Below are 11,604 nucleotides of genomic sequence, written 5' to 3'. Positions count from 1 at the left end.
CCTACCCGTTCCGCGGCCGATACGCACCGGCGCGGGGATTCCCGCGCCGGTCGGTCCGGTGGCTACGCGGAGTCGCGCTGCGTGACGTCCTCGCCGGCGGGGTCGACGTCCTTGGGCCCGCCGGTCTTGGAGACCTCCCACCTCGGACCCAGCTGCTCCAGCGCCAGCCGGCCGTAGACCTGCTGCTGGGTGGCCACCCGTTCGGAGCGGCCCCGGCCGAGGAAGCTGACCATCCAGTGCAGGACCGTGGTGATGCGGCTCTTGAAGCCGACGATGTACATGAGGTGCACGACCAGCCACAGCACCCAGGCGATGAACCCGCTGAACTCGAACTTCCCGATGTCGGCGACGGCCGAGAACCGGGAGATGGTCGCCATCGACCCCTTGTCGAAGTACTTGAACGGCTCCTGCGGCTTCTTGCCGGTGGCCCGGCGCGCGATCGCCTCGGCGGCGTAGCGGCCACCCTGGATGGCGACCTGGGCCACGCCGGGCAGCTTGCCCAGCGCCATCATGTCGCCGACGACGTGGATCTCCGGGTGCCCGGGCAGCGTGAGGTCGGGCTGCACCGAGATGCGGCCCGCCCGGTCCACCTCGGCGCCGGTCTGCTCGCCGAGGATGCGCCCGAGCTCGCTGGCCTGCACCCCCGCGGCCCAGATCTTCGTCGCCGCCTGGATGCGGCGGACCTGGCCGTCGGTGTCCTTGACCTCCAGGCCGTCGGCGTCGACGCCGGTGACCATCGCCCCGAGCTGAACCTCGACGCCGATCTCGTTGAGCTGCTTGCGGGCGCGCTCGCCCAGCTTCTTGCCGAAGGAGGGCAGCACCGCCGGCGCGGCGTCGAGCAGGATCACCCGCGCGCCGGTGGGGTTGATGTTGCGGAAGTCGCGCCGCAGCGTGCGACGCGCCAGCTCGGCGATCTGACCGGCCATCTCCACCCCGGTGGGGCCGGCGCCGACCACGACGAACGTGAGCAGCCGGTCGACCTCTGCCGGGTCCTTGGCGATCTCGGCCAGCTCGAAGGCGCCGAAGATCCGGCCGCGGAGCTCGAGGGCGTCGTCGATGCTCTTCATGCCCGGCGCGAACTCGGCGAAGTGGTCGTTGCCGAAGTACGACTGCCCGGCGCCCGCGGCGACGATCAGCTCGTCGTAGGGGTGGACCAGCTTCCGGCCGAGGATCTCCGAGGTCACCGTGCGGGCGGCCACGTCGATCTCGGTGACCTCACCGAGGACGACGCGCGCGTTCTTCTGCCGGCGCAGGATCTCGCGGGTGGCCGGCGCGATCTCGCCCTCGGAGAGGATGCCGGTGGCCACCTGGTAGAGGAGGGGCTGGAACAGGTGCTGGGCGGTCTTGCCGATCAGCGTGACCTCGACCGGGGCCTTCTTCAGCGCCTGCGCGGCGAAGAGACCACCGAAGCCGGAGCCGACGATGACGACGCGCGGCCGGCCGCCGGGGGTGTCGGTGGGGGCGGGCGCCTGCGCTGGTGATGTCGTCATGATGTTTCCATCCTTCCACTCGGCCCCGTGCCGGTCGGGCGCACCCCGGGAGATGCACGTCACAGCGCGTCGACCCCCGTCGGCTCGCGGCTCGTCCGCGGGACCGGTAGACCCTCCGGGGTGCCGCGATCGGTGTCCGTCGTTCTCGTTCCCGGTCTCGGGCTGGATGAACGTTCCTCGCGCAGGTTGCGCCGAGAAGTTGCCGCGGACGTCGTCGTCCTGCCCGGCATGGGGCGGCGGTCGCCGGTGCCGGCCGTCGACGAGCTGGCGCGGAGCCTCGTCGCCTCGCTGCCCCAGGGGCCGGTGCTCCTGGTGGGCCACTCGCAGAGCTGCCAGGTGGTGGCCGCAGCCGCCACCGACCCCCGGGTGGTGGGCGTCGTGCTGTGCGGTCCCACCACCGATCCCCGGATGCGCCGGTTCCGGGTGCTCGCCGCGCGCTGGGTGCGCACCGCCCTCGCCGAGCCCTGGTGGCAGGTGCCGCTGGTCCTGCGGCAGTGGCTGCGCACCGGCCCGCGGGCGATGAGCGCGCTGTGGCGGGTGGCTGCACCGGACGCCATCGACGAGCGGCTGGCCGCGGTCACGGCGCCGGTCGTCGTGGTGCGCGGTGACCGGGACGCCCTCTGCCCGGCTGACTGGGCGGCGCGGGTGGCCGGGGCGGCGCCGCGGGGCCACCTGGTCGAGCTGCCGGGTGCGGCGCACATGACCGTGCAGACCCACCCCGCCCAGCTCGCGGCGGTCCTCCGCACCCTCTGACGGCGTCGACCACGCCGTGCGGCGCCCCACCACGCCGCACACCGCACGCCTCCCTGCCGCATCGCTTGCTCGACCCGGTGACGTGCTGGAACGGCCTCCCTGCAGGGACCCGCCCCGAGCGGAGCGAGCGCTGCGGGGCAGGGAGGTCCTTCTACTGGCCGTCGGTGCGGCCGCGGACCTCGGCGTAGCGCTCGCGGACGTGCACCGCTGCCGGGGCGTCGAACTCGCGGAGCCCCGGCTGCGCCCACGCCGGAGGGGCGTCGGTCCCGGAGAGCGCCCACGCGGCCTGCCGCGCGGCGCCGTCGGCGACGTACTCGCCGGGCGGTGGGACGAGGACCGGCCGGCCGAAGATGCCGGGAGCCAGCTGCTGCACGGCCGTCGAGCGGGCGGCCCCGCCGATGAGCATCACCCGCTGGACGTCCACCCCCTGGGCGACGACGGCCTCGATGCCGTCGGCCAGCCCGCACAGCAGCCCCTCGACGGCGGCGCGGGCCCAGTGCGCCGGCGTGGACGTGCGCAGGGTCAGGCCGTGCACCGAGCCCGTGGCGTGGGGGAGGTTCGGCGTCCGCTCACCCTCCAGGTAGGGCACCAGCACCAGGCCGTCGGCGCCGGAGGGGGCCGACAGCGCCAGCTCCGAGAGGGTCGCGTGGTCCACCCCGAGCAGCGCGGCGGCGGCGTCGAGCACGCGGGCGGCGTTGAGCGTGGCCACGAGCGGGAGGTGGTTCCCGGTGGCGTCGGCGAACCCGGCCACGGTGCCGGTGACGTCGGCGACGGCGGTGGGGGTCACCGCGGAGACGACCCCGGAGGTCCCGATGGAGACGACGACGTCGCCCGGCTGCGCTGCCAGGCCCAGCGCGGCCGCGGCGTTGTCACCGGTGCCGGGCCCGAGGGCGGCGCGGCCACCGGCGAGGGTGCCGACGCGCTCGGCGGGGCCCGCGACCCGGGGCACCGCGGGACGCCGGCCCCGCAGGGCGCGCTCGAGCAGGTCGAAGCGGTACTCGCCGGTGCGGGCCGACCAGTAGGCGGTGCCGCTGGCGTCACCGCGGTCGGTCACCAGCGTGCCGAGGTCGCGGTCGGCCTGCAGCCGCCAGGTCAGCCAGTCGTGCGGGAGGCAGACGGCCGCGGTGCGGTCGGCGTTCGCGGGCTCCGCGTCGGCCAGCCAGCGCAGCTTCGTCGCGGTGAACGAGGCGACCGGCACCAGGCCGACGGCGTCGGCCCAGGCGCGGCGCCCGGCGTCCTCGTCGCCGTCGCCGAGCTCCCGGATCAGCTCGGCGGCGGCGGGGGCCGAGCGGACGTCGTTCCACAGCAACGCGTCGCGGACCACCTCGCCCCGCTCGTCGAGGCACACCATCCCGTGCTGCTGCCCGCCGACGGCCAGGGCGTCCACGTCGTCGAGCCCACCTGCCTCCGCGGCCGCGGCCCGGAAGGCCTCCTCCCACGCCCGGGGGTCGACCTCGGTGCCCTCCGGGTGCGGCGCCCGGCCCGAGCGGACCAGCTCACCGGTGACGGCATCGCGGATGACGACCTTGCACGCCTGCGTCGAGGTGTCCACGCCCGCCACGAGCGTCATCGGACCCGCTCCGGGCCGTGGCTGGCGGAGCGTGCGGCGGCGAGCGCTGAGGACAGGGGCGTCATGGGAACGGCACCTTAGGCCGCCCGCCCGACCCGTGCCCGGCCGAGGGGCACGGCAGGGGTGCGGCGGTCCGTCTTGACCGCCCGACGGGGGACCCCTAATTTGTTTGCGCAACCGACGAATTTCCGGACGAGCGGCGAGGAGGTGGGCATGGGGGAGACGCCGTCGCTGTACGACGGGTCGTCCGAACGGCGGGCCCCGGCCGACCAGGCCACGGTTCGGCGCACCAACCTCGGGCTCGTCCTGCGGCACCTCCGCGACCACGGCCCGCGCTCCCGCGCCCGCATCGCCCAGGAGACCGGCCTGAACAAGGCGACCGTCTCCAGCCTCGTCGCCGAGCTCTCCGACCGCCGCCTGGTCACCACCGGGGAGGCGGACCGCGCCGGGTCGGTGGGCCGACCGGGGCTGACCGTGCACCTGGACGGGGGCTGCGTCTGCGGCATCGGGGTGGAGCTCAACGTCGACTACGCGGCGGTGCTCGTGCTCGACCTGCGGGGTGGAGTGCTCTTCGAGAAGCGGCTCGCCCTCGACCTGCCGGCGCTCGGCGCCGAGCGGACCCTGGACGCGGTCGCCGTGCTGGTGTCCGAGGCCGTGGCCGCGGCCGCCGCCACCGGTGCCCGCCCGGCCGGGCTGACCGTGGCGGTCGCCGGCCTGGTCCGCAGCGTCGACGGCGTCGTCACGCTGGCCCCCAACATCGGCTGGCACGACGTCCCGGTGCTGGACGGGTTGCGCTCCCGCCTGGGCACCGACTTCCCCATCCGCGTCGAGAACGACGCCAACCTCTCGGCCATCGCCGAGTGGGCGATGGGCTCGGAGGCGCGCACCCCCGACCTGGTCTACCTGACCGGTGAGGTCGGCGTCGGTGGCGGCGTGATCGTCGCCGGTCGGCTGCTGCGCGGCGCGGGCGGGCTCTCCGGCGAGGTCGGCCACACCTCGCTGGGCGACCCGGACGTCGTGTGCGGCTGCGGTCGGCGCGGCTGCTGGGAGACCGTCGTCGGCATGGCGGCGCTGCTGCGCGCCGCCGCCGACCCGGGGGACCCGGTCGGCGACCCGGCCCGCGACCTGGAGGCGCGCCTCTCGGAGGTGGCTGCCCGGGCCGAGGCCGGCGACGCCCGCACGCTCGCCGCCCTCCACCAGGTGGGCACCTCCCTCGGCACCGGCGCGGCCGTGCTGATCAACCTGTTCAACCCCCGGGTGGTCATCCTCGGCGGCTACTTCGCGGTGCTCGGCAAGTTCTTCATGGCCCCCCTGATGGCCGAGCTGGAGGCGCGCGTGCTGGGGCCCCGGGTGGCCGGTGCGCGCGTCGTCCTCTCCACCCTCGGGTTCACGGCCGCCGTCCGCGGCGGCGCGCACGTCGCCCTGGAGTCGGTCTTCGACGACCCGACCCTGGTGCCGGTGCCGTCGCTCGAGCCCGCCGGTGCAGGCGCACGGTGACCCTGCCGCCCGGCCCGGCGCACTCGCGCACCCCCGACATCCAGGTCACCGACCTGGGGACCACCCTCGCCACCGGCGAGCGGCCCACCTCCTCGTCCGCCGACGACCGCGCGAGCCGGCGCGTGCCGGAGGCTCCCGAGGGCAGCGCAGCCCACCGAACGACCCGGACGGAGATCCCCGCATGAGCGACTACACCCCCCGCAAGGACGACAGGTTCAGCTTCGGTCTGTGGACCGTCGGCTGGCAGGGCGTCGACGTCTTCGGCGGCGCCGTCCGGCCCCCGCTGGACCCGGTCGAGGCCGTGCACCGGCTGGCCGAGCTCGGTGCGGCCGCCGTGACCTTCCACGACGACGACCTGGTGCCCGACGACGCCACCCGCGAGGCGACCCTCGAGCGGTTCAAGAAGGCGCTCGCCGAGACCGGCGTCGGCGTGGAGATGGCCACCACCAACCTGTTCGGCGCCCCGGTGTTCAAGGACGGCGGCTTCACCGCCAACGACCGCGCCGTCCGCCGCTACGCCCTGGCCAAGGTGCTGCGCAACATCGACCTGGCCGCCGAGCTCGGGGCGAAGACCTACGTGCTCTGGGGCGGCCGCGAGGGTGCGGAGTCGGGCGCCACCAAGGACGTCGCCGCCGCGCTCGACCGGTACAAGGAGGGGCTGGACGTCCTCTGCGCCTACGTGCGCGAGAAGGGCTACGACATCCGCTTCGCCCTGGAGCCCAAGCCCAACGAGCCGCGTGGCGACATCCTGCTGCCGACCATCGGTCACGCCCTCGCCTTCATCAACGAGCTGGAGGAGCCCTCCCGCGTCGGGCTGAACCCCGAGATCGGGCACGAGGAGATGGCCGGGCTGAACTTCGCCCAGGGCATCTCGCAGGCGCTGTGGCACGACAAGCTCTTCCACATCGACCTCAACGGCCAGCACGGCCCGCGCTTCGACCAGGACCTGCGCTTCGGCGCGGGCAACCTGCGCGGCGCCTTCTGGACCGTCGACGCCCTCCTCGGCGCCGGCACCGGCAAGGTCTACGACGGCTACGTCCACTTCGACTACAAGCCGCCGCGGACCGAGGACATGGACGGCGTCTGGGAGACCGCCCGGGCCTGCATGCGCAACTACCTGATCCTGCGCGACAAGGTGCAGGCGTTCCGTGCCGATCCCGAGGTCGCCGAGGCACTGGAGGCCGCGCGGGTGGGCGAGCTCGCCGTCCCGACCCTGGCCGAGGGCGAGTCGCTGGACGCCCTGCGGAGCGAGGCCCACGACCCCGAGGCCCTCGGCGCCCGTGGCCTGCACTTCGAGCGGCTGGACCAGCTCGCGATGGAGCACCTGCTCGGCGTCCGCTGAGCACATCCCGGTCGGGTGGGCGGGGCACTCCCCGCCCACCCGACCGGGTCAGGCCGGTCGCCGCCGGGCGTCGACGGCGAGCACCGCGAGGACGACGACCGCCGCCAGCTCGACCCAGAACGTCTCCCACCACAGCGGCGCCGCGGTGCTCTCGACGAAGCCGAACAGCCCCACCGTGGTGGACAGCAGCAGGGCGGCGAGGGTGCCCAGCGCGGTCAGGGCCCCGAGCGCGGCGGCGAGCCACAGCAGCCGCCGGGGCGCGACCAGGAGCAGCACCGCCAGCCCGAACCCCGCGATGGCGTTGAGCATGAAGGCGGGCCCGATCACGTCGATGGTCCGGTAGCCGTCGAACCACAGGTCCAGGTGCAGCCAGCCCATCACGGCCAGCAGCACCGCGCCCGCCAGCCGCAGCACCCACGTCAGCGCGCCGGCGCCCCGCCGAGGGGTGGTCGCCGTGGTCATCACGCGACCTCCACGCTGACCTCCATGCCCATCCCGCGGTGGTTGCCCACGGAGCAGTAGAAGACGTAACTGCCCGGCTCGAGCTCCACCGTGAGGGTCTCCGACTGCCCCGGCTGCAGGACCGCCGTCGCCGTGACGTCCTCGCCGTCGCGTTCGACGACGAAGTCGTGGCTCGCGTCGCCCTCGTTCGACACCGCGAACTCGTAGGTGCCCGCCGAGAAGCTGTCCTCGTCGAGCTCGATGGCGAAGTCGACGAGCTGCGCCTCGACGGCCTCCGCCTCCTGCTCCCCGGCCGGCGACGACGCCGGGGACGACGCCGAGGTCTCCGCCGCGCTGGGCGGCGAGGATTCGGTGGTGCTCTCGGCCGAGGTGTCGGCGGCGACCCCGGTCTCGGGGTCGTCGGAGCCGCAGCCGGTGACGACCAGGGCCAGGCCGGTCATCGCGACGGCGAGGCGGCGGGCCGCGGGGCGGGTGTTCCACGAGTGCACGGGGACCTCCTCCGGTCCGGCCACCGGGCGGCGGCCATCGCGGATCGAGATCCTGCGGCCGGTCACCCCGCGGCGGAAGGGGTTCCCGCGCGCCGGTCAGTCCTCCGTCGCGCCGTCGGCGGGAGTGATCGCCCGCTCGCACCACGTGACGACCGTGCCCAGCACCTCCGGGTCCACCGGATCCTTCAGCTCGCGCCGGTAGGCGCTCATCGACGCCGGCCCCGGCTGACGGCGCAGCGTGTGGGTGAGGTCGGGCACCAGGTGGGTCTCCACCGGCCCGCGCACCGTCGTCGCGATGACCGCCAGGTCCGCCGGCCGCGCCTGCAGGTCCTTCGCGCCGGTGACCGCCAGCACCGGGACGTCGATGCGGCGGAGGTCCTCCCGCGGGTCGTGGGCCATGAACTCGCGGTGCCACCGGGCGTTGATCCGCGCCCCGCCGATCCGCGCCACATCCGTGGTCGTGGCCTTGATCCGCTGGTGGTTGGCTGCGACCTTCGTCTCCAGGTCGGTGCGGAGGAGCCGGAGCACGAACCGGACCGGGGCGGGGAGCGTCGGGGCGATCTGCCGGGCCTGCCACCGCAGGAGCTCCTCGCCCGGGCTGGCGCTCATCGCGAGCAGCACGAGCCCTGACACGGGGGCTCCGCGGGCGGCGAGCGCGGCCGCGAGGATCGCCCCCTCGCTGTGCCCGGCCAGCAGCACGCGGCCGGCGTCGACCTCCGGCCGCGTGCGGAGCGCGTCCAGGGCGGCGCCGAGGTCGTCGACGTTGTCCTGCAGACCCGCGGTGCGCCAGTCGCCGGGACTGCCGCCGACGCCGCGCTTGTCGTAGCGCAGCGAGGCGATCCCCGCGTCGGCCAGCGCGGAGGCCAGCTGGCGGGCGACGTCGAAGCGCGCGCGGCGGTGGTTGGAGTCGCGGTCGATCGGGCCGGATCCGGACGCGAGCAGCACGGCGGGGACCGGCAGCGGCGCGTCGGGGAGGGTCAGCGTGCCGGCGAGGGGAGCGGCGCCGGCGACCTGGACCGGGACGTCGCGCACGTCAGCCGGCCCGTCGCAGCGAGGCGGCCACGGCGGCGACGTCGTCCACGCCGACGAGCAGCGCGTCGTACCGCTGGCCCTCGAGGTGGATGCGCACGGCCGGCTGGCCCCGCCGCACGCAGACCAGCGTGCGCTCCCCGGGGCGCCGCCAGGTGCCGATCTTCCGGACGCCGGGCAGCGCCAGCCCGGGGGCGCGCAACCCGCGGGCCGCCGGCACGGCGTCGGTCACGACCTCGACCTGCGAGATCGCGCTGCGTGGCACCTCGACGTCGCGCAGGAGGCCGGCGAGCTTCTCGCCGGGGGTCAGGTGGACCGAGAGGGTCTCGGGCGTCAGTTGCAGCGTGGCCATGCCGTCACTATTCTCCGATATGAGACTGTTGTCAAGAATGAGAACGGTGAGCGCGTGAACTCGGTCGACCTGCTGCTGCACCCCGTCCGGCTCCGCGTCGTGCAGGCGTTCCTGGGGGATCGCACGCTCACCACCGGTGAGCTGCGGTCGGCGCTCCCCGACGTGCCGGTCGCGTCGCTCTACCGGCACGTCGGGGTGCTGGCCGACGCCGGGGTGCTCGAGGTGGTGGGGGAGCGGAAGGTGCGCGGCGCTGCCGAGCGCAGCTACCGCCTGGTGCTCGAGGCGGCGAACGTGCCGGCCGACGACCTGGCCGCCCTGTCACCCGAGGAGCACCGGCGGGCGTTCACGGCGTTCGTCGCCACGCTGCTGGCCGACTTCGACCGGTACCTCGACCGCGGTGACCCCGACCTGGCGCGCGACGGCGTCGGCTACCGCCAGATCGGCCTGTGGCTGACCGACGAGGAGTTCGACGGCCTCCTGACCGACCTGCGCACCGTGCTGCAGCGCCGGCTGGCCAACCGGCCCGGCGACGGGCGCCGGCGCCGGCTGGTCGGCCTGGTCAACCTGCCCGGCGACGACGGCTGAGCGCGCCAGGCGGCGTGGCCGGGGCGGTCACCGGTCCAGGCGCTTGCGCGCCTTCGCCGCCCGCTTGTTGGCCTTGTCGAGGACCTTCGCCGCCTTGCGCACCCGCCGCGGCTCGCGGTCGACGGTGCCGCGCACCAGCAGGCCGATACCGATTCCCAGCAGCCAGCTGTCCTTGGCGATGGACAGACCCTGCTCGGTGGGCGCCAGGCTGCCCTCCTTCCGCATGCCCGGGGTCTTCAGGTAGAGGCCGAGCAGGCCACCGGAGAAGGCGGTGAGTGCGGCACCCGCGACGGCGGTCGGCACGAACGGGGTGAGCAGGGCGGCGCCGATGGCGATCTCCGCCGTCGACAGGGCCTTGGCGAACTGCTGCGGCGGGACGCTGCCGAGGAAGGGGTAGGTCCCGCTGGCGAAGCCGTGCATCCCGGCGGCGGCCTCCTCGTCGGCGCCGCGCTTGCCGAGGCCGCTGTTGAGGATGAAGGCGCCGGCGGAGATCCGGGGGGCGATCTCGGACAGGGTGATGGGCAGGCCCATGGGTGCGCACCTCTCGGGTCGGGGGCTGGTCCAGTGCTCGACGAGCGTGCCCCGTGCGCGGGTCGTCAACCCTCGGTGCCCCCGGCGCTGTCGTCCCGTGGGTCGACATCCGCCGGGGTGGGGCGCCTCGCGTGCCACTATGGCGGCGTGGCGTCCACCTCTGCCTCGGCCGGCGTGCTGCTGCGCCACGTGCGCACCGGCCGTGCGCGCAGCCGCGCGGACCTCGTGGCGCTCACCGGGGCGTCGCGGAACACGATCAGCGCGCGCGTCGACCAGCTGATCGCGGCGAACCTCCTCGAAGAGGGTGGCCGTGGCTGGAGCACCGGGGGCCGGCCGCCGACGCTGCTGCAGTTCAACAGCCGCGCGGGCTGCGTCCTCGCCGTCGACCTGGGGGTCACCAGCGTCGACGTCGCCGTCACCGATCTCTCGGCGCAGATCCTCGGCACCGTGGGGCGTCCGATCGACATCGCCGACGGGCCGGGCCCGGTGCTCGACGAGGTGGACCGGCTGGCCCAGAAGGTGCTCGCCGAGGTGGGGCTGACCCCCGGTGACGTGTGTGCGGTCGGCGTCGGCGTGCCGGGGCCGGTCGAGTTCTCGACCGGCCGGCCGTCCTACCCGCCGATCATGCCGGGCTGGCACGACTACCCGATCCCCAGCGCCTTCGGTCGGTACGAGTGCCCCGTCTACGTCGACAACGACGTCAACGTCATGGCGCTGGGTGAGATCGGCGTGGCCGGCTCCTCGCAGGACCTGCTCGTGGTCAAGGTCGGCACCGGCATCGGCTGCGGCGTGATCGTCGACGGTCGCGTCTACCGGGGTGCGCAGGGGAGCGCCGGCGACATCGGGCACATCCACGTCGCCCAGCCGGACGGGCGCACCGTCCTCTGCCGGTGCGGGCAGGAGAACTGCCTCGAGGCGATCGCCGGTGGCGGGGCCCTGCTGCGGGACGCGAGGGCGGCCGGCCTCCCCGTCGGGACGGTGCGTGAGGTGGTGCGGCTGGCCGCCGAGGGCAACGGCGTCGCGCTCGAGCTGGTGCGGGGCGCGGGGCGCACGATCGGGACGGTCCTCGCCGCGCTGGTCAACTTCTTCAACCCGCACCGCATCGTCATGACCGGCGGCGTCGCGCAGGCCGGCGTCCCGCTGCTCGCCGGCATCCGGGAGGCGGTGTACCGGCGTTCCATGCCGCTGGCCGCCCGGGCGCTCGAGGTCACCGTGAGCGAGGCGCCCGACCTCTCCGGCCGGGTGGGTGCCGCGCTCATGGCCATCGAGGAGTTCCTCGACGAGGAGTCGGTCCAGGCCCTCGCCAGGTAGGGCCCGGTCGCGCCGAGTGGGCCCCGGAGGGATCCGCGCAGGCGCGACGCAACGGCTCCACGCAACCGGGGGACGGCTCCTGGCCGCGCTGCGGTCCGGAGGCCGATGAAGTCATCGCCGGTCTCGGTTCGGTCAACCCCGGCGCAACCTGTTGACCTCCTGTGACTCGGCACATATGTTCCTGCCTCAGCAGA

General features: G+C 74.8%; 13 protein-coding genes. 6 read left to right on the top strand and 7 right to left on the bottom strand.

Features of this window, described 5'->3' with window-relative positions; all coding sequences use genetic code 11:
• Nucleotides 1-62 precede the first annotated feature (62 nt).
• A complete protein-coding gene (locus ACI79W_RS10935) occupies nucleotides 63-1,490 on the bottom strand; it encodes an NAD(P)/FAD-dependent oxidoreductase (protein ID WP_456562109.1) in 1,428 nt (475 codons plus the stop codon).
• Nucleotides 1,491-1,517: 27 nt separating this feature from the next.
• Between ACI79W_RS10935 and ACI79W_RS10930 the strand changes: the two genes are divergently transcribed.
• Nucleotides 1,518-2,243 (top strand): alpha/beta fold hydrolase, encoded by a 726-nt coding sequence (locus ACI79W_RS10930; protein WP_456562108.1) that lies wholly within the window; start codon nucleotides 1,518-1,520, stop codon nucleotides 2,241-2,243.
• Between the two features lie 151 nt (nucleotides 2,244-2,394).
• Here the strand turns inward: ACI79W_RS10930 and ACI79W_RS10925 are convergent, their stop codons facing one another.
• Nucleotides 2,395-3,813, bottom strand: coding sequence for a xylulokinase (locus ACI79W_RS10925; protein WP_456562107.1), 1,419 nt, complete (start codon nucleotides 3,811-3,813; stop codon nucleotides 2,395-2,397).
• A gap of 213 nt (nucleotides 3,814-4,026) precedes the next feature.
• On the opposite strand from ACI79W_RS10925, the gene ACI79W_RS10920 reads away from it, so the two are divergent.
• From ACI79W_RS10920 to xylA, 3 genes are read left to right on the top strand one after another with little or no spacing between them, the layout of a single operon-like run.
• A complete protein-coding gene (locus ACI79W_RS10920; RefSeq protein WP_456562106.1) occupies nucleotides 4,027-5,310 on the top strand; it encodes an ROK family transcriptional regulator in 1,284 nt (427 codons plus the stop codon).
• Entirely contained in the window at nucleotides 5,307-5,495 is a 189-nt protein-coding gene (locus tag ACI79W_RS10915) for a hypothetical protein (RefSeq protein ID WP_456562105.1), read from the top strand. The genes ACI79W_RS10920 and ACI79W_RS10915 overlap by 4 nt, the downstream gene beginning before the upstream one ends.
• Nucleotides 5,492-6,652 (top strand): xylose isomerase, encoded by a 1,161-nt coding sequence (gene xylA / locus ACI79W_RS10910; RefSeq protein WP_456562104.1) that lies wholly within the window; start codon nucleotides 5,492-5,494, stop codon nucleotides 6,650-6,652. Before ACI79W_RS10915 ends, xylA begins: the two co-directional genes overlap by 4 nt.
• 48 nt (nucleotides 6,653-6,700) lie before the next feature.
• Here the strand turns inward: xylA and ACI79W_RS10905 are convergent, their stop codons facing one another.
• The 4 genes from ACI79W_RS10905 to ACI79W_RS10890 all read right to left on the bottom strand — a co-directional run bounded on the left by ACI79W_RS10905 (nucleotide 6,701) and on the right by ACI79W_RS10890 (nucleotide 8,983).
• Nucleotides 6,701-7,114, bottom strand: coding sequence for a hypothetical protein (locus ACI79W_RS10905; protein ID WP_456562103.1), 414 nt, complete (start codon nucleotides 7,112-7,114; stop codon nucleotides 6,701-6,703).
• A complete protein-coding gene (locus tag ACI79W_RS10900; RefSeq protein ID WP_456562102.1) occupies nucleotides 7,114-7,602 on the bottom strand; it encodes a cupredoxin domain-containing protein in 489 nt (162 codons plus the stop codon). The genes ACI79W_RS10905 and ACI79W_RS10900 overlap by 1 nt, the downstream gene beginning before the upstream one ends.
• 96 nt (nucleotides 7,603-7,698) lie before the next feature.
• Nucleotides 7,699-8,634 (bottom strand): alpha/beta hydrolase family protein, encoded by a 936-nt coding sequence (locus tag ACI79W_RS10895; RefSeq protein ID WP_456562101.1) that lies wholly within the window; start codon nucleotides 8,632-8,634, stop codon nucleotides 7,699-7,701.
• Between the two features lies 1 nt (nucleotide 8,635).
• Complete coding sequence (locus ACI79W_RS10890; RefSeq protein WP_456562100.1) at nucleotides 8,636-8,983, bottom strand: hypothetical protein; 348 nt, start codon at nucleotides 8,981-8,983, stop codon at nucleotides 8,636-8,638.
• A 54-nt stretch (nucleotides 8,984-9,037) separates the two neighbouring features.
• Here ACI79W_RS10890 and ACI79W_RS10885 point away from each other — a divergent pair, with 54 nt between their 5' ends.
• The gene (locus ACI79W_RS10885) at nucleotides 9,038-9,568 is read left to right on the top strand and encodes a helix-turn-helix domain-containing protein (protein ID WP_456562099.1); all 531 of its coding nucleotides are present in this window, start codon (nucleotides 9,038-9,040) and stop codon (nucleotides 9,566-9,568) included.
• 27 nt (nucleotides 9,569-9,595) lie between these two features.
• On the opposite strand, the gene ACI79W_RS10880 is transcribed toward ACI79W_RS10885, so the two are convergent.
• Nucleotides 9,596-10,099, bottom strand: a complete 504-nt coding sequence (locus ACI79W_RS10880) for a hypothetical protein (RefSeq protein ID WP_456562098.1) — start codon at nucleotides 10,097-10,099, stop codon at nucleotides 9,596-9,598.
• 147 nt (nucleotides 10,100-10,246) lie between these two features.
• On the opposite strand from ACI79W_RS10880, the gene ACI79W_RS10875 reads away from it, so the two are divergent.
• Complete coding sequence (locus tag ACI79W_RS10875; RefSeq protein WP_456562097.1) at nucleotides 10,247-11,410, top strand: ROK family protein; 1,164 nt, start codon at nucleotides 10,247-10,249, stop codon at nucleotides 11,408-11,410.
• Nucleotides 11,411-11,604 lie beyond the last annotated feature (194 nt).

It is taken from the genome of Blastococcus sp. SYSU DS0533 (assembly GCF_054050775.1).
This window is presented reverse-complemented; position numbering and strand designations above follow the sequence as displayed.